Raw genomic sequence first — 16,562 nt, forward strand, 5'->3', positions numbered from 1 at the left:
AAGTCGCGCAGTGGCGAGGGCTATTCACATTTGATTGCAGTTTTCATGAAGTGCAAGGGCGGCCTTTTGCGATGTGTGGATTGGGTGATTTCAGATTCGAAAGACTGACAGATCTGCCGGACGTCCTGTGTGGTCAGCAGCGAATGGGCATTCGGTGACAAGACCAGCGCAATTTCAACATTGGGTAACGGCGGCAGCCAGGCATCGGTTAATTCGACTAAATCGGGCGACAGACTGCTGCGTGCCATCGCACCGATGGCTAATCCGGCCCGAACGATGCCACGCTGTGCTGTTGCACTGCTGCTGCAGGTCACCATCTCGAAACTGATTTCCTGTTTCGTTAATCCATCCAGCGCTGCTGCATGAAATTTACAATCGGTCTGAAACAGGGCGATAGGTAACGGGCGCCGGGCAAGCAGGTCGAAGTCCGGCGATGTGTACCAGATCCCCTGATCGTGCATGAGAAAATGGCCTTCATCAGAGCCGGGATGCCGGGTCAGCATGGCTGCGTGAATGTCACCCTTGTCCATCAATTGCCGCAGCCGGACACTGGCAGCGCATGTTATCTGAATCTGAATGGGCCCCAGTTGCTGACGGAGCAGCGTGATTAAATGCGGCAGCAGTGTTTCTGCGTAATCGTCAGGGCAGCCCAGTAATAAGGGCTGTCTGTTCGTTTGGGAACGAAGGCTGGAGACCGCTTCATCATGTAAACTGACTAATCGGCGTGCATAACTCGCGAGGGTTTGTCCGTCATGGGTCAGCACCAATTGACGTCCTTCACGCAGAAACAGCGTCTGATCTAATTCCTGTTCCAGTTTCTTCATTTGCATGCTGATCGCAGATTGCGTTCTGAATGTCTGTTTGGCAGCCCGGGTAAAACTGCCCGTTTCGACAAAGGCCAGAAAACTGCGCAGCGCATCAATATCCATGTACACACTCCATTCTTTTTTGTCAGCATACCGAATGAATTGGATTTTTGAAGCAATGAAAGCACAAGACAGACTGTCTCGGTCTTGTGCCTGTCCCGTTAAAGGGTGTCAGTGTCTTTGGTTTCGGTTGCGCGGCGAGCGGTTTCCGTGGCCGGTTGGGTCGTTGTCTGGTCGAAACAGGCGAGGTCGCGTACATTTTTCTGAGTCACAACGGCTGCAAATAAACCCAGCACAAAAGATATGGCGAAAAAGCCTTTCTCGTTCATCGCCAGCGTATCTGCGTTCCATAATCCAATCAGCATCAGGGCGCAGGCACTCACCACCCCTGCAATCACCATGGTTTTGTAGAGTGAAGTGACCTGAATGTCCTCCATTTCATCCCGAACCGTTTTCTGCAAGGTGATCACGCTGGACAAGCCAAATAACAAAACCACCAGATAATAGCCTTTTTCATTCAGCTGGAGGTTGGCATTGTAAAGCCCGATGGCATAGGCGAACACGGCGATTGCCAGCGCAGCCCAGGAAGTCAGAATAAATGCTTTTGTTGGTTTAAGTGATAGATTCATGGTCACGGGTCCTTATCGAAAATGAGATGAGTTGCATTCTCTGAACAAGGCGACCGAAACGCATGAATTCAAATAAATTCCTGCCATCAAAATTCAGCATTTCTGTTGGGCGAAGTGATCCTTTCGCTCAGATTTCCCTCATTTCTTGTTTGGCTGGCGCCATGATTCATCCTACGTCGGCTCGGGATGTTGCACCTGAATCGCATTGATGATCGGCGTATTGGCGAGGATCCTGCTGCTTTCCTGAATATGCAGAAGCCAGGGCATGATAAAACGCTGCCGATAAGTGCCCCAGACATCACCGAAGGGATAGGCTTTTCCCGGTTCAAAATGCGTGACGGGGGCGGGCAGATCTGCTTTTTGTGGCTGTGTCTGATGTTCCCAGGAAGACACCAGCAAGGTGTCACCGATCTGTAACCGGAGCGGGTTGTCGTTGTAATCCGGATTTAAGGCGAGTAATTGCTTGGCAGAGAGGCCGTGCTTTTCTGCAATGTCAGGCCAGCTTTCCCGTTGCCGGGTCTGTGGATTCATCTGAACGCGATAAGAAGCGGGTGGTTTTTGAGTCATCCCGGTATGGCTCCGGCTTTGACGGATCGGCCGTGCCTGAATTCGGCTGTTCATTACGCTGCTCAGATCAATCGCAGTTGCATTGCGCTTGAGCCATTGTTCTGAGATCTGTGAAAATTCTTTTTGGGTCAGCTTTTCTTTCCGGTACAGCACATACTGGCCACCGACGCGCTGCCCTTCAATCCGGTAGGGTAAGAGCAGATTGGAGAAATGGCGCGCTGAGATCAGTTGATCGGTGAGTGTGGTTGCATCAGAGCGGGTGAAATAAAAACTCCAGCGATCTTCGCCGGTGAGCTGACACTCCTGATACAGTTTGTGCTCGACAAAGTAGTAGTAAAAACCTGTTGTCGGCCAGCCAAGCCTTTGCCCGAACTGTACCGCCAACTTTGCTGGAATAAACTCTGCATTGAGATAACTCATCCCTTTTGCTCTGGGCTCGATTTGAAAGCTGGATGCCGATCCGGCCTGCTGAAAGCATTCATGGAGCAGGTGTTTCGGTTCTTTTTCAGTGCAGCGTGCCGTCAGAATCGTGTGACCTTTTCTGTGCTGAGTTTTGTGCCAGTTCATCACGGCGGATTCAGCCGAAGTATGTTTGAGTGTCCAAGCGCCGGTTTGCAGCGAATTCAGCTCCTCCGGTGTGCAATAGATCAAAATGTTGCACTCATAATCCACCGACTGTTTCAACGTCTCACTGAGTGTGAGTACAGGCGGATGAAACGCCTGATGATGACTTTCCAGCGGAAGATAAGCTGCTTTGACATATTTTCTTGAGGTCATGGGATCGAATGCCGTGATGAATATGCAACGGGATGGTTTTTCACCAATTTTACCGCGTCAACTTATTGAATGGAATGCTAATTTACCTGTCGATTTGTCGAATGAAACTGTCATTCAGACGGAATGGGCTGTGATTTTTAAAAATGCTGCTCAAATCTCATTCTCATGGTGCATTTTATCTCCGATCTGGCTGTGACCATCGCTGGCTGGACTAGGATATCAGGGAAGCCAATTCGGATTGATAACCCATTCGATTTTCTGATAACAGCAATTCATAGAATGCGATAGTCATTGGCTCAGTGCGAGCGTAGATTGACGGCAGGATCACCGACATCAGAGAAGGAAAACAGATGCAACTCATCATCGGAAATAAAAACTACTCGAGCTGGTCACTGCGCGGCTGGCTGATGCTGGCACAAAACGACATCTCTTTTGAAGAAGTCAAACTCAAACTTTTCACAGACCAATTTTACGCAACCCTCGCGTTGCACGCGCCGACGGCAAAAGTGCCTGTCCTGATCGACGGCGATGTCACCGTGTGGGATTCACTCGCGATTTGTGAGTACATCAACGAAACCTATTGCGATCATCAGGCATGGCCACAGGACCAAGCCGCACGGGCAAAAGCGCGAGCCATCAGCTGTGAAATGCACTCCGGCTTGATGGCTGTACGAAGTGAAATGCCCATGAATTGCCGGGCGAAACGCCGGGTGACATTGTCTGAGGCTGCTCAAAAAGATGTTGCCCGGATCGATCAGATCTGGCGGGAGCAAATGGCAGCATATGAAGATCAGGGGGGATGGTTGTTTGGAAAGTGGAGTATCGCAGACTGCATGTATGCTCCCGTTGTTCTCAGGTTCATGACCTACGGCATTGAAGTCTCTGAGGCCAGTCAGCGTTATATGAAGAAAGTCTTTGAATCTCCGGCCATTCAGGCCTGGCTGAGCGATGCGCTGACAGAAACCGAGTTTGTGGCTGAAGATGAAGCGGGCGTCGATGTGTAACCGGTGAAATGCGCCCTTCCAGTGAATGGGATCCGCCTGTTCCGGAAGGGAACATTTTTGTAATTATTCGTACCTGTACCGAAAGTCCGTGTTAAACTCCCGCGCTTCATGTAGATCATCCGCTACTTCCAGCGATCAACCAGACAGAGACGATTCATGCCATTCGCTAAACTTGGACTCAGCAACGCACTTGTTCAGGCTGTTACTGAGTTGGGTTATACCAAACCAACCACCATTCAGAACAAAGCCATTCCGGTCATTCTGCAAGGGCAGAACCTGATCGCAGCGGCACAGACCGGTACGGGTAAAACCGCCAGCTTTGTTTTACCGATTCTGGAAAAGCTGAGCCAAGGGCAAACGAAACGTAAGAAGCGTGTGCGCGCGCTGATTCTGGTGCCCACCCGTGAACTGGCGATGCAGGTGGACGAGAAAGTCAGCGCTTATGGTAAACACCTGGGTCTGACGTCGATGGCGATGTATGGCGGTGTTGATGAACAGCCACAAAAGCAGCGTTTAATTGAAGGTGTTGATGTGCTGGTGGCGACGCCGGGCCGTTTGATCGATATGTATGGTCAGCGGGCGGTGTATTTCGAAGAAATCGAAATGGTGGTTCTGGATGAAGCAGACCGCATGCTCGATATGGGCTTCATTGAAGCCATCAATAAAATTCTGGATCGGCTGCCGGAGCAGGTTCAGATGCTGCTGTTTTCGGCAACCCTGTCGCGAAAAGTTCGTGAACTGGCGAAATCCGCCGTAGAAAATCCGCATGAAATCACGATTACGGCCAGTCAGGCTTCGAAAGCGAGTATTGAACAGTGGCTGATCACCGTGGATAAAGATCAGAAATCCGCACTCTTGAGTCACCTGATTCAAACACATCAGTGGGATCAGACCTTGATCTTTATTGAGACGAAACATGGTGCTGCCAAGCTGGCTTCACAGCTGGAGAAGCGCGGGATTGAAGCCGAAGCGTTTCACAGTGGCCGCAGTCAGGCTGTCCGTGCTCAGTTACTGGAAGACTTCAAAGCCGGAAAGATCAAATACCTGATTGCCACTGGCGTTGGTGCTCGCGGTATCGATATCGAAGAGCTGCCACGGGTTGTGAATTACGATTTGCCTTTCCCGGCCGATGAATATGTTCACCGTATTGGACGAACCGGTCGTGCTGATGCGACGGGTGAAGCGATTTCGTTCGTTTCGAAAGATAACTTCAAAAACCTGTGCATGATTGAAAGTCGCCTCGGGCATTTGATTGAGCGCCGTGAAGTGGAAGGCTTCGCGCCGAAAAAACCGGTTCCGGTTTCTATTCTGAATTATGTGCCGAAGAACAAGCGGCCAAAGAAAGACTGATACACTGAAAGCCCTGGCCTGTAGCCGGGGCTTTTTTAATTTGCCTGCTCAGTCTGACGGATTGATTCCAGCGCCTGCACCCGGCGCCATTGGCTTTCTGAAAAGCTGCTTTCCCGGAGCGTATGGATGGCTAGCTGGCGGTCGGCTTCAGAAAGGCTGAAGTCCCCCTGAAGACTGTCGTATTGTTCGAAATACTGCGCCAGCCGATTTTGAAAATCCAGACGTTTCTGACTGACCTGCGCCAGTCTCTCTGCTGCTTCCGGGCCAACCAATGCCTGCCGGGTCAGAAACTGGTCCTGCGGATCCATGGATTTTGCGTGTTCAAGCTGAGCAAGCAGGCTGGAGCGACGGTAACTGTCGGCCATCACGGGCGGTAAGGCATCTAACTCTTGTTGCCAGGCATTCAGGAAATCCGCCTGATCACGCGTTTGCTCACGGAGTTCCAGTTTTCTGAGTGCCAGCTGACGTTGCAGGTTTTCTTCGCCAAAAAGAAGCTGTTGTTCCTCTTGACTGAAGAATTCACGTTGTGTCTGAAGCAGCAGGTCATTCAGAAAGCGGAGGCCCTCGATGTCCAGTGCGTTCATGTTGCCCGGATCCAGCGCTTCCAGCGCAGCCCGGTACTGAACAAATTGCTCGAATAAAGCTTCATCATGGCGGTAAGCTTTGGCTTGGTTTGCGTTGTATGTCAGAAAGTGCGTTCGCAGGGTGTCGAGATCGGCTTCTCCGATGCCTGACAGAAAATAATCGAATGTATCCCGGGTGGAGTCCTGGTCGATCTGTGTATCCAGTTGAGAGGCCACCCGGACAGCGGGTGGCTCGGAGGTCTGTTGCGTGTCGGTATAGACCGCACCTGCAGTCACGACAACACCAATGATTGAAAGTACGGTCTTTTTCATGATTTATAATCCTTGCAGCTGCAAGCGGTTGGCGTGCTGGCGATAAAGTGTTGTCGGTGCCGTTTCGAACAAATGAGTAATGCCCAGCAGGCCGTTGATCTCATCCAGATGATTCATCCGGTAATCATTGCGGATCACTTTCCCTAAATGGGTGCTGCACTGGCCGACAAGACCATCGTTGGGTTCTTGAAAAGCGATGCCGAGTACGGTCATGGCAGCATCCGACGGATCCAGCGCATTGGTGAAATTGCTGGTGCCAGTCCACGAGTAGTAATAGACGCCGTTGTCTGCAATATAGTCACCTTCACCGCAAGCCGTTGCCGGTAGGCCTTCCGGGTACTTCGCGTTGAATGCCAGGGATCCTTCTGTGGTCAGGGCAGCCAGAGATGCCAGCGGATCCTGAGGTAAATCACTGCCACCGGATAACAGGTTAATCATGGTGACTAAACCTTCAGCCAGCTTGACCGCAATGCCTTCAGGAACAGAACCCGACGGGACTGAACCCCGGACAATGTCAGCGATCCGGGAGCCTTTGTTGACACCGCCGATGCTGGTGACTGAGGCCACCATCTCCGGTGCGACCGAGGCAACATAACGGGCTGTCGGTCCGCCGTGGCTGTGGCCGATCAGATTGACTTTTTCAGCGCCGGTAATGGCCAGCACATCTTCCACCTGAGCCAGCAGTTGTTCACCTCGCAGCTCGGAACTGTTGGTTGCAGAGATTTGAGCCACGAATACGTTCGCACCGTCTTTATTCAAGGCATGCGGGATACCATAAAAATAATCGATCCCGGCAATGGAATCGAAGCCAAATAAGCCATGAACCAGCACAATCGGGTACTTTGTCTCGGTATAACCTTTCTGCGAGACGCCTGAGGGGGTACTGCTGGCCTGAGTGCTGAATGCGACCACACAGCAGATGAGCAGGGGAATGAATCGTTTCAATGTATCTCTCCTTGTTAGACCTCCGATGAGTGAAAGGTTAATACGAAATCAGATGCGTGCACGGAAATGTTAACAAAATGTGATCCATTGCTGGTTTCAATGCGTTGAACGGATGTGTTTGATGCAACTTGGGTTATTTTTGTCCGCATATTCCATTTAAAAGTTTTGATATACATTGATTGTAAATTTTACATTTAAGTAACTTTCTGGGGCCGCCTCTCCGTTTCCGCGTGGTATTGGCGGGGATGGGGGAATAGATGAAACCGGGATTTCTTGTGCAGATGTCACTGGTTTGATGAAGGTTGCTTTGTATTTCGATGGATGCCTCATAGAATCGGCCCATGATCCGGAGTGACGCGATATCCCTGAAGGAACGATGACCATGATTGATGTATCCACCCTGACCGCGCAATTTCCCTTACTGAAATCCCTGCAGGCACTGGATGAAGTGTGCTGGTTTAACCCCAATGTGACGCCTTTGAATGACGCGTTGCCGTATGTGGGCCTGACCGCAGCAGATATTCAGGAGGCGAGTGACCGGTTGACCCGATTTGCACCGTATTTGAAGGTGGTGTTTCCTGAAACGGCGCAAGCGGGTGGTATGATTGAATCTGAGGTGATTGAAATTCCCGCGATGAAAGCGGAACTGGATCGGGCTGAGGGCCAAGCGATATCAGGACGACTGATGCTGAAAAAGGACAGTCATTTGCCTATTTCCGGTTCGATCAAAGCCCGTGGCGGTATTTATGAAGTGCTGACCCATGCTGAAAAGCTGGCGATGGATGCGGGATTGTTAACTGAAGCGGATGATTACAGCAAACTTGATTCAGACGAATGCCGGCGTTTCTTCAGCCAGTACAGCATTGCGGTTGGATCGACAGGGAATCTGGGGATGTCGATTGGCATCATGAGCGCCAAACTGGGGTTCACGGTGACGGTACATATGTCGGCAGATGCCCGCGAGTGGAAAAAAGAAAAACTGCGTTCGCACGGTGTCATTGTCGTTGAATACGCACAGGATTATGGCGTCGCCGTGGAGGCGGGCAGAAAAGCGGCGGAACAAGATCCGCGGTGTTTTTTCATTGATGATGAAAATTCGAGAACGCTGTTTCTGGGCTATGCCGTTGCCGGAGAGCGGTTGAAAAAGCAGTTTGGTGATCAAGGTATCTTGGTTGATGCCGAGCATCCGCTGTTTGTTTACCTGCCTTGCGGTGTGGGCGGCGGTCCGGGTGGTGTTGCGTTCGGATTGAAGCTGGCTTTTGGCGATCACGTCCACTGCATCTTTGCGGAACCCACGCATTCTCCCTGTATGTTGCTGGGGGTGCATACGGGATTGCATGACCAGATCGCTGTTCAGGATCTGGGGATTGATAACATCACTGCGGCGGATGGTTTAGCGGTCGGCCGGCCTTCAGGATTTGTGGGGCGGGCGATGGAACGGCTGATTGATGGTTATTACACCTTGAGTGATGCGCAGATGTATCACTGGCTGGGGAAACTGAATCAGTCTGAAGGCATTCAGTTGGAACCTTCGGCATTGGCGGGGATGCCTGGGGTGATTCATGTGTTGAAGGATGCGCCTTATCAAGGTCGGATCGGGATGAGCGAAAAACGGTTACACCAAGCGACACATCTGGTCTGGGCGACAGGGGGCGGCATGGTGCCACCCGAGGAAATGGAAAAATATCTGGCACAAGCCTCATCTGGATCGGGTCTGTCCTCAGAGTGACTGCGATGACAGTGAACAGCCGGATGCGGTGGCTTATACCAATCGCAGTCAATAACTGGTCATTCTAGCTTGCTAAAATGTTCGATCACTGCGTTAGATTTTTTGATTGTAGAATCACTACTTATCTAAAAAATCCGCCTTGTTCTCAAACATTTTTCCGGCGCTATTTCTGATCATTGACTTACTTTGATTGGTATTATTCAAACTTTCGTTTCTTATCATGCCGGTAGGATTTCGTACTGTAGCCTGATGTCATGGCCTGAGACACCGCCGCTTCAATGGACGCTTTGAGCCCGGGCATGAGTTCGGCTTCATGGGTGTGCTGCAGATAATCCAGAATGCCCTGGGCCGTTGCATCGATGATCTGTGCAGCATGCCGGATTCGGAAGCTGGTGGATTCGGCCAGTTTCAGTAAGTGGTTTCTGTCGGGAAACACTTTACTGTTGGCCAGTTTCAGAGCCATTTTGTTGTCAATGGTGTCGTAAATCAGGGTGTGCGTGATATCAAATGGCGGAGACACAAAAATGTGTTTCATGTCCTGTGTATATTGCAATGCATAGTTTTTCAGGTGCGCATCGCCATTGCCGATCAGGCAATTAAATACAATATAGCGATACATTTTTTCCACTTCATCCAGACTGTGGGTATATAAGTGGGTTGCTTTCAGCAGCGTCTCGTAACTGCCGGAATACTTGGCATCCGGATGGTTTGGCTTTTTCATCAGCGTGGTGAAGTCTTCATAACCGAGACGCTGACCCTCTGGTTTATCAAACCGCTCCACAATAAAGGTTTCCAGATTCTCCGATAAATAGGTGTTCGGCGGAGCAAGACCACAGAATCTTGCGGCTTCCATGCACACGTATTCATTGACGGTCAGTAACGGGAATTCTTCGTCGAAAGATTTCACGATGAGATCTTTCTGTTCAACGGTCCGGTCTGTTCTCGGAATACTGACTTTTGGCTGGACACCGGCCAGCGCGTTCCTCAGATAATATTTTTCCAGCAGCTGAGGAAAAAGCGGGGTGCTTCCCTGATAAGTCAGGATGTCGGATAAGCTGACGGATTCGGCTTCCGGAAGTTTCAGGTCACTTTGATAAGCAAGCATGCCGATACCATTGTGACCCTGTAACGCAAGCAGGTACATATCGTTGACCCGGGCATAACGTGCCAGTTTTTCTGCGATGAAACGACGGTTGAATCCTTCGGGTAAGTTCTGAGCAAACACCGGATGGAGTGCGCCGGAAGAATACCCATCCAGATTTGGCTTGGTCATGGTCAGCGAGACATGCCGTTGCGTTTGTGTCGGCTGGTAATGGTGCACCGAGCCATGGGTCAGCACGCCAAGCGCATCATTTTCAAGACAAACCGTGATTTGTTCAATTTTCCCTGGCAGTTGTGCGAGTGTCATGGTCAGTCTTCCCCAAAGAGCTCGTCGAGCTCATCCCAGTTGGGTAACTGATGCTGTTTGGGCGTGACCTCTAACTGAAGTCCGACGGCATCCAGATACCGTTCGAAAATATCAAGCGAGCCGGTGAACCGGCCATTTTCGATTTCTGACAGGGTTGTTTTGTTGATGCCGGTGCGCTCAGCCATTTGTTTTTGGGTCGCACCGGATGCTTTTCTTGCTTTGGCGATCGTGTTGCCGATTTCTGCTCTGCTGGACATCGGGTTTCCTTGTTCGCGTTTGAACGAACAGTATAGTTGCACCGGTAAAAGTTATCTATATAGCTAACAAAGTAAATAACGGTATGTTTGCTCGCTATATAGCTAACTAAAAACGAGCTGAACAGATTCAGGAGCGGGGGAGCCATCCTAATGTTTGCATTTTCAGAAATACAGCCAGAGTTTTCGCATCCTGAATCTCATTCTCAGCCACTTTTTCTAAAAAGGAACGGACGGGTAAGGTGAGTACTTCAAGCACTTCATCGGCATCCAGTTCGCCTTCCGCAGGTGATAACTGAGTGGCCAGAAAAATGTGCTGAACTTCGTCGCAAAAACCCGGAACAGGTAAGAGTTCTCCCAGCGGTTGCCAGTGTCCAGCCGCAAATTTGGCTTCTTCTGCTAGTTCACGTTGCGCGCAGATTTGCAGGTCTTCCCCTTTTTCCACCGTGCCGGCGGGGAACTCCAGAATCCATCGGCCAATGGCCGGGCGATACTGCCGTAACAGAACCAGTTCTCCTGAGTCTGTGATCGGGACGATCACCACTGCGCCCGGATGACGAACGGTTGTAAATGTGATGTCCCGTCCATCCGGTAACTGATGGGTGTCCTGCTCGACAGAAAAGCCTTTCCACTGGCAGAGCGTTTGTGCTGTCATGAAGCCTCGATCATTCAATCTGAATTTATTGCTGCCAACATAACAGCGATTGAAAGCGATTGAAATCAAAGCGATGTTAATACACAGCGCTGGTCAGAATCAGAGCAAATAAACAGAACGCTGATATATTGGTATAACTCTCTGATATACTTCAGCGCAGTTGGCATAACAAGCAAGACCAAACAAGGAGAAGATTATGCGCGTTCTGGTCACAGGCGGCATGGGTTACATCGGCAGTCATACTTGTGTACAAATGATTGAAGCCGGTATGACCCCGATTATTGTCGATAACCTCTATAACAGTAAGAAAACCGTCCTGGAGCGAATTGAAACATTGTCGGGTGTCAGACCTGCATTTTATGAAGGTGATATTCGTGATCGCGCATTTCTGGACCGTGTCTTCCGTGAAAATGATGTCGAGGCTGTGATTCACTTTGCCGGTCTGAAAGCCGTTGGAGAATCCGTTCAGAAGCCGCTGGAATATTACGATAACAATGTTCACGGTACCTTAGTGCTGGTTGAAGCGATGCGTGAAGCGGGCGTCAACAGCATGATTTTCAGCTCATCCGCGACCGTTTATGGCGATCCGGCCAGTGTGCCGATTCTGGAATCTTTCCCGACCAGCGCAACGAACCCTTATGGCCGAAGCAAGCTGATGGTCGAAGAGTGTCTGCGGGATATCCAGCACGCACACCCTGAAATGAGCATCACGCTGCTGCGCTACTTTAACCCGGTCGGGGCGCATGAGTCCGGTGAAATGGGTGAAGATCCGCAAGGGATTCCGAATAACCTGATGCCTTTCATTGCGCAGGTTGCCGTGGGTCGTCGTGAGTATCTGTCTGTATTTGGGAATGATTATCCGACGGTTGATGGCACGGGTGTGCGTGATTACATCCACGTTGTCGATCTGGCTGACGGTCATATCGCAGCATTGCAGCACAAAGGTCAGGAAGCGGGCCTGCATGTCTACAATCTGGGCACAGGTAATGGTCTGAGTGTGCTGCAGATGGTTGAAGCATTTGCCAAAGCCGCAGATAAAGCGGTGCCGTATCAGATAGCGCCACGTCGTCCGGGTGATATTGCAGAATGCTGGGCGGATCCAAGCAAAGCGAAGCGGGAACTGCACTGGACCGCAAACCGCACGGTTGAGCAGATGACAGCCGATACCTGGCGCTGGCAGTCACAAAATCCGCAGGGTTATCCGGACAGCCATTAATACCAATCGCAGTCAATCACTGGTCATCCTAGCTTGTTTAAATGCTCGATAACTTCGTTAGATTTTTTGATTGTAGAATCACAACTTATCTGAAAATCTGCCTTGTTCTCAACCATTTTTCCTGCGCTATTTCTGATCATTGACTGACTTTGATCGGTATCATTTCGGCATCGGAACCAACACGAATGTAAAAAACCGCTGCGCTTCGGCCAGCGGTTTTTTGATCACTGCTGCTCCGGAAGGGAGCATTCAGCACATCAGATGAAACGAAGACGAAAAAACGGGCATACAAAGGATGCCCGTCTGAAAAGGTGCTAGCGTGCCTGAGCTTACTTGAATTCGGCTTTACGCATCCGGTTCAGCACAGCCATCACATCGACAACGCGAGGCTTCGCGAAGTCGCCATAATGAGGCATGCTGCGGAACCAGTCGTCATGCAGCATGTTGGCGAAGGCTTTCACAGGTTGTTTTTCCCAGCCTTTCATCATTGCCAGCTGACACCATAACCAGCCTGTCGCATGCAGCTGACTCGCGTCGGTAATTTGCTCAAGCGCCTGCAAATCGACAAACTCGCGGCCAAAGCGCAGGCTTTGTTTATTCTTCACCTGAATCCGGAACTTGCCATCTTCAAGCTGCGCCTGCAACCCGGAGCGATTCAACTGACGGGTACGCGGCCGCTCAATGGTATCGCTGCCCTCCGGCTGGCGCTGAGTCGGGTGTGATTGCACAACAATCTTCGCTTTGGCGGTCACATCAACTGCTTCATAGTTGTGCATCTGAATCACGGTATCGGCCACGTCCAGATAGTCACCTGAGCCGCCCATGACCAGCATCACCGAGATATTCAGGTGATCACGCAGCAGTGCGATCCGATCAACCAGCGGAGTAATCGGCTCATCGTCTTTGGCAATCAGCGCCTGCATACGCTCGTCGCGGATCATAAAGTTTGAAGCAGACGTATCTTCATCGATCAGCAGGGTTTGCGCACCGGCTTCCAGTGATTCCTGCAGCCAGGCTGCCTGTGACGTCGAACCGGATGCATTCTGCGTGCTGAAGCAAGTCGTGTCTTTGCCCATTGGCAGATTGCTGATGTACGGGGAGAGATCCACACTGTGCACACAACGGCCATCTTCGGCCCGAATCTTACTCGCCGTTTCATCCGTCACAATATATTCGCGACCATCACCCGGTATGTGATCATAGACCGCATTCTCAACAGCATTCAGCAAGGTCGATTTACCATGGAAACCGCCGCCGACAATCATGGTAATGCCGGTTGGAATGCCCATGCCGCGCAGTTTCCCTGCGTGCGGTGCTTCCAGCTCGATCGCCAGTTCTTCAGGGCTGCGAAAAGGCACGGCATCTGCCATGGGCTGATCGCTGTTACCCGCCAGACGAGGCAGAACACTGTTATCGGCCACAAAGGCAATCAGGTTGTTGTCTTTTAATTGCGCGCGCAGCGCGACCTGATCTTCGACGGTTTCACAGTGACGGCGCAGCTCGTCCATCGGCAGTTCACGCGCAATGGTGGCACGACGAATCATTTTCGGCAGTGTGAATGTCAGCAGGCTCAGTGTTTTTTTGGCGATGATGGTGCGCCCATCCGCGGGCAGGTCGACACGAAAACGCAGCTCAATGGCATCGTCATCAAAGACGACTGCTGTGCGATCCAGGACAGCCTGTCCCGGCCGATCGATCTGGATTTCGTTGACTTCTTTGGCCAGTTCAGCAAACTGACGGGCGATAAAATCGCGCGCCGCACGCTGATAATCCGCCGACTGATCTTTCAGCCAGGCCAGATCCGTCAGCGACCACTGGCGACGCGCTCGAACGCGGGTTGCCGGTGCGAAGGGATCCGATTGCGGGATATCGATAAAGAAATCGTAATCAACAAAGTTGTACTGACCACGCAGGCTGGAATAGCTGCGGTAATTGCGTCGGTCGATTTTTTTGAGTCTGGCTTCCAGTAAGTCCATAAATTCTCGATATCACTGGCTAAATACATTGGGGGCAGGAGTTTACACCAAAGCCAGTCGATGTGCATGTGATTCGGTGATCTGGATCCCGCTTATTTTGCTATGCCACCATGGTCTAATAGCGTGAGCGCCGCTTCTTGATCAAAGTAATCGTGTGAATTGATGCTCATGCTCAGTAAAGGAGTCAGCATGTTGGAAATCATAGCAAAGACAGCCGAATGGACACTGCTTATCGCCGGATTACTGTTGATCCTCACCAGCATGGCGAATTATGGTCGCCGAACCAAAGACTGGGGCGGATTGGTCACGATGTTTTATAAACGAGTCAGTATGACGGCGAAAGAATACAACTTTTACCGCTTCGGGGTTGCAGCCGTCGTTCTGGGGATTGTTCTGCGTATGGTCAACCTGATCTTCTGGCCGTGAGCCGGGTATACGTGAACACTTGCCAGTTGTTGTGATTTGTCGCACACTTGCCGCCCAAACAGATTCAGACACGAAAGGGCGAGCATCATGGCCTCTACCGCAGCAGCACTGCACATTCTGGTGAAACACAAAGAACAGGCTGACGACATTCTCAAACAGCTGAAAAAAGGCGCCAAGTTCCAGACTCTGGCAAAGAAATATTCCACGTGCCCGTCTGGCAAGCGTGGTGGCGACTTAGGCGAATTCCGAAAAGGCGCCATGGTTCCAGCCTTTGATAAAGCCGTGTTCACCGGCAAAGTCCTCGAGCCAATCGGCCCGGTGAAAACCAAGTTTGGGTACCATGTCATCAAGGTTTTATATCGCACGTAAGTGGTGCATTGGCACTTTTGAATTCGTTTGTATGTCGCGCTTGAGTCTGGAGCATCCCTTCACATTGTACTCAGCGCGCCAGGTACTCTTTTGAGGCAAAAAGAGTACCCAGAAATGCCTTTTTCTTCTCTGGTGTGGTTCGGGTCGGTTGTAGGCGCTCCCGGCGCCGACAACCGAAACATTCGTCCTGAATTTTTCCCTGGGGGAGAGGCCGGTATCGAACTTTTGATTCCTGCTTTAAAGATACACGCCAAAATTCAAATAATTTATTTATAATTCAATTCTTTACCGTCATCCCCGCGCAGGCGGAAATCCATAGAGCGAGTTCGATTCTATGGCTTCTTGCTACTGACTAAGCGACCGATGTCGCTTTTCTCACAAGTCGAAGCGACGCTGATTTTTGGGGTCAGTCATAAAATACAAGAAAAGTATGGCATATCAGTTGGTTAGAAGAAGCAGATTGAGTAGGATATACGACATGATGTCGTATATCTAACTGATAGGTTTATCTGGTTAATCGAATTTAGTTCAATTTAATCAATTACTTAAGTTGTTTCTGATTGAAAGAGTTATATGACAGAGTTATACGACATGGTGTCGTTGAATAAAATGTTATGCCACACGGCAGGATTTGGGCTAGGAGAAAAAAATGAATAAAAAATTAGCACAGCGTTTTAATGAACTGCAAGATCAGTTAGATACTATTGAAGCAACCAAACATATGGTGGATGGTCTGTATGGTTCAGTCCCAAGAGTAAATGATGAGTTGCTTACGAGTTGGAAAGTTAAGGTAAAGAACTTGTTGGTAACAGCTTGTGGGGAACAGTCACAACACTTTATCGCTTTTGTAAAAGGCGAAGACTACCAAACCATGGAATCCAATTATGATGTCAAAAAGCGTATAGGTGCGATCTTTGAGGCTGCAAAAGAAGACTTTGAGGGCGGCTACTTAACTTCGCTAAAGCAACTTGTTCAAGCTGAAGTGTTTGAAAGTGAGCTAGAGCAAGCACAGGAGTTATTGGATAATGGATACAAGTTAGCATCAGCAGTCATTGCGGGCGTTGTGCTTGAAACGGCATTACGTGATTTATGTACCAGCAATAAAATTGCACATGGAAAGCTGGACACTATGAACTCTCAACTAGCTAAAGCAGGTATATACAATAAACTTCAACAAAAGCAGATCACTGCTATTGCTGATATCCGTAATAGTGCTGCTCATGGCAAGCCTGAGCTATTCTCTGAACAAGATGTCAAAAATATGATCAGGGATATTGAATCATTCCTTATCAACTATGTGGCATAACAAAGCATTCAAGAGGGATTCACAACGCTTGGCAATTTTCATTCTAGGTCAAATTTAGTGTTTTATGGTGCAATGTTTTAATTGGGTGGTCGCGTTGTTCACCCCTTAATGCGGCTACATGGACTCCCCCGGTTGTCAACAACAGCGTCAGGTAATGCAAGGTTTGGGACTGCCGCTCTACATTCGGTC

At 50.1% G+C, this 16,562-nt stretch carries 16 protein-coding genes; 7 read left to right on the forward strand and 9 right to left on the reverse strand.

The annotated features are described in order from the left end of the window. Positions 1-20 precede the first annotated feature (20 nt). The 3 genes from Q4579_RS07330 to Q4579_RS07340 form a co-directional block, all read right to left on the reverse strand. Positions 21-929 carry a LysR family transcriptional regulator gene (locus Q4579_RS07330; RefSeq protein ID WP_303562869.1) on the reverse strand — a complete coding sequence of 303 codons (909 nt, stop codon included), beginning with the start codon at positions 927-929 and terminating at the stop codon, positions 21-23. A gap of 98 nt (positions 930-1,027) precedes the next feature. Then, the gene (yiaA, locus tag Q4579_RS07335) at positions 1,028-1,495 is read right to left on the reverse strand and encodes an inner membrane protein YiaA (RefSeq protein WP_303562871.1); all 468 of its coding nucleotides are present in this window, start codon (positions 1,493-1,495) and stop codon (positions 1,028-1,030) included. A 171-nt stretch (positions 1,496-1,666) separates the two neighbouring features. Continuing rightward, positions 1,667-2,839 carry a hypothetical protein gene (locus Q4579_RS07340; RefSeq protein ID WP_303562873.1) on the reverse strand — a complete coding sequence of 391 codons (1,173 nt, stop codon included), beginning with the start codon at positions 2,837-2,839 and terminating at the stop codon, positions 1,667-1,669. 350 nt (positions 2,840-3,189) lie between these two features. Between Q4579_RS07340 and Q4579_RS07345 the strand changes: the two genes are divergently transcribed. Both Q4579_RS07345 and Q4579_RS07350 read left to right on the forward strand, forming a co-directional pair. Beyond that, on the forward strand, positions 3,190-3,843 hold the full coding sequence (locus tag Q4579_RS07345; protein WP_303562874.1) for a glutathione S-transferase family protein: 654 nt from the start codon (positions 3,190-3,192) through the stop codon (positions 3,841-3,843). 156 nt (positions 3,844-3,999) lie between these two features. Further along, positions 4,000-5,193 carry a DEAD/DEAH box helicase gene (locus tag Q4579_RS07350; protein WP_303562875.1) on the forward strand — a complete coding sequence of 398 codons (1,194 nt, stop codon included), beginning with the start codon at positions 4,000-4,002 and terminating at the stop codon, positions 5,191-5,193. Between the two features lie 35 nt (positions 5,194-5,228). Here Q4579_RS07350 and Q4579_RS07355 read toward each other — a convergent pair whose 3' ends face one another. Then, positions 5,229-6,089 (reverse strand): lipase secretion chaperone, encoded by an 861-nt coding sequence (locus Q4579_RS07355; protein WP_303562876.1) that lies wholly within the window; start codon positions 6,087-6,089, stop codon positions 5,229-5,231. Between the two features lie 3 nt (positions 6,090-6,092). Beyond that, positions 6,093-7,001, reverse strand: coding sequence for a triacylglycerol lipase (locus Q4579_RS07360; RefSeq protein ID WP_303562902.1), 909 nt, complete (start codon positions 6,999-7,001; stop codon positions 6,093-6,095). A gap of 409 nt (positions 7,002-7,410) precedes the next feature. On the opposite strand from Q4579_RS07360, the gene Q4579_RS07365 reads away from it, so the two are divergent. After that, on the forward strand, positions 7,411-8,763 hold the full coding sequence (locus Q4579_RS07365) for a D-serine ammonia-lyase (RefSeq protein WP_303562877.1): 1,353 nt from the start codon (positions 7,411-7,413) through the stop codon (positions 8,761-8,763). Positions 8,764-8,959: 196 nt separating this feature from the next. Here the strand turns inward: Q4579_RS07365 and Q4579_RS07370 are convergent, their stop codons facing one another. From Q4579_RS07370 to Q4579_RS07380, 3 genes are all read right to left on the reverse strand, one after another. Continuing rightward, positions 8,960-10,171: a type II toxin-antitoxin system HipA family toxin gene (locus Q4579_RS07370; RefSeq protein WP_303562878.1), complete on the reverse strand. Its 1,212-nt coding sequence runs from the start codon at positions 10,169-10,171 to the stop codon at positions 8,960-8,962. A 2-nt stretch (positions 10,172-10,173) separates the two neighbouring features. Further along, the gene (locus Q4579_RS07375) at positions 10,174-10,428 is read right to left on the reverse strand and encodes a helix-turn-helix transcriptional regulator (protein ID WP_368501968.1); all 255 of its coding nucleotides are present in this window, start codon (positions 10,426-10,428) and stop codon (positions 10,174-10,176) included. Positions 10,429-10,555: 127 nt separating this feature from the next. Continuing rightward, complete coding sequence (locus Q4579_RS07380) at positions 10,556-11,080, reverse strand: NUDIX hydrolase (RefSeq protein WP_303562881.1); 525 nt, start codon at positions 11,078-11,080, stop codon at positions 10,556-10,558. Between the two features lie 196 nt (positions 11,081-11,276). Here Q4579_RS07380 and galE point away from each other — a divergent pair, with 196 nt between their 5' ends. Continuing rightward, positions 11,277-12,296, forward strand: a complete 1,020-nt coding sequence (gene galE / locus Q4579_RS07385) for a UDP-glucose 4-epimerase GalE (protein ID WP_303562882.1) — start codon at positions 11,277-11,279, stop codon at positions 12,294-12,296. Between the two features lie 329 nt (positions 12,297-12,625). On the opposite strand, the gene Q4579_RS07390 is transcribed toward galE, so the two are convergent. Further along, positions 12,626-14,272, reverse strand: a complete 1,647-nt coding sequence (locus Q4579_RS07390) for an ABC-ATPase domain-containing protein (protein ID WP_303562883.1) — start codon at positions 14,270-14,272, stop codon at positions 12,626-12,628. Between the two features lie 189 nt (positions 14,273-14,461). Here Q4579_RS07390 and Q4579_RS07395 point away from each other — a divergent pair, with 189 nt between their 5' ends. The 3 genes from Q4579_RS07395 to Q4579_RS07405 all read left to right on the forward strand — a co-directional run bounded on the left by Q4579_RS07395 (position 14,462) and on the right by Q4579_RS07405 (position 16,373). Then, complete coding sequence (locus Q4579_RS07395; RefSeq protein ID WP_303562884.1) at positions 14,462-14,698, forward strand: hypothetical protein; 237 nt, start codon at positions 14,462-14,464, stop codon at positions 14,696-14,698. A gap of 87 nt (positions 14,699-14,785) precedes the next feature. Then, complete coding sequence (gene ppiC / locus Q4579_RS07400) at positions 14,786-15,067, forward strand: peptidylprolyl isomerase PpiC (RefSeq protein ID WP_250684625.1); 282 nt, start codon at positions 14,786-14,788, stop codon at positions 15,065-15,067. Positions 15,068-15,716: 649 nt separating this feature from the next. Beyond that, entirely contained in the window at positions 15,717-16,373 is a 657-nt protein-coding gene (locus tag Q4579_RS07405; RefSeq protein WP_089202936.1) for a DUF4145 domain-containing protein, read from the forward strand. Positions 16,374-16,562 lie beyond the last annotated feature (189 nt).

It is taken from the genome of Photobacterium sp. 1_MG-2023, assembly GCF_030547945.1.
In the GTDB taxonomy this organism is placed as follows: Bacteria; Pseudomonadota; Gammaproteobacteria; order Enterobacterales; family Vibrionaceae; genus Photobacterium.

Bases quoted from the DNA above. Each gene is read 5' to 3' on its own strand.
- galE (WP_303562882.1), top strand. From the start codon at position 11,277: ATGCGCGTTCTGGTCACAGGCGGCATGGGTTACATCGGCAGTCATACT.
- Q4579_RS07380 (WP_303562881.1), bottom strand. From the start codon at position 11,080: ATGACAGCACAAACGCTCTGCCAGTGGAAAGGCTTTTCTGTCGAGCAG.
- Q4579_RS07405 (WP_089202936.1), top strand. From the start codon at position 15,717: ATGAATAAAAAATTAGCACAGCGTTTTAATGAACTGCAAGATCAGTTA.
- ppiC (WP_250684625.1), top strand. From the start codon at position 14,786: ATGGCCTCTACCGCAGCAGCACTGCACATTCTGGTGAAACACAAAGAA.
- Q4579_RS07345 (WP_303562874.1), top strand. From the start codon at position 3,190: ATGCAACTCATCATCGGAAATAAAAACTACTCGAGCTGGTCACTGCGC.
- Q4579_RS07350 (WP_303562875.1), top strand. From the start codon at position 4,000: ATGCCATTCGCTAAACTTGGACTCAGCAACGCACTTGTTCAGGCTGTT.
- Q4579_RS07340 (WP_303562873.1), bottom strand. From the start codon at position 2,839: ATGACCTCAAGAAAATATGTCAAAGCAGCTTATCTTCCGCTGGAAAGT.
- Q4579_RS07390 (WP_303562883.1), bottom strand. From the start codon at position 14,272: ATGGACTTACTGGAAGCCAGACTCAAAAAAATCGACCGACGCAATTAC.
- Q4579_RS07365 (WP_303562877.1), top strand. From the start codon at position 7,411: ATGACCATGATTGATGTATCCACCCTGACCGCGCAATTTCCCTTACTG.
- yiaA (WP_303562871.1), bottom strand. From the start codon at position 1,495: ATGAATCTATCACTTAAACCAACAAAAGCATTTATTCTGACTTCCTGG.
- Q4579_RS07395 (WP_303562884.1), top strand. From the start codon at position 14,462: ATGTTGGAAATCATAGCAAAGACAGCCGAATGGACACTGCTTATCGCC.
- Q4579_RS07330 (WP_303562869.1), bottom strand. From the start codon at position 929: ATGGATATTGATGCGCTGCGCAGTTTTCTGGCCTTTGTCGAAACGGGC.
- Q4579_RS07355 (WP_303562876.1), bottom strand. From the start codon at position 6,089: ATGAAAAAGACCGTACTTTCAATCATTGGTGTTGTCGTGACTGCAGGT.
- Q4579_RS07370 (WP_303562878.1), bottom strand. From the start codon at position 10,171: ATGACACTCGCACAACTGCCAGGGAAAATTGAACAAATCACGGTTTGT.
- Q4579_RS07375 (WP_368501968.1), bottom strand. From the start codon at position 10,428: ATGTCCAGCAGAGCAGAAATCGGCAACACGATCGCCAAAGCAAGAAAA.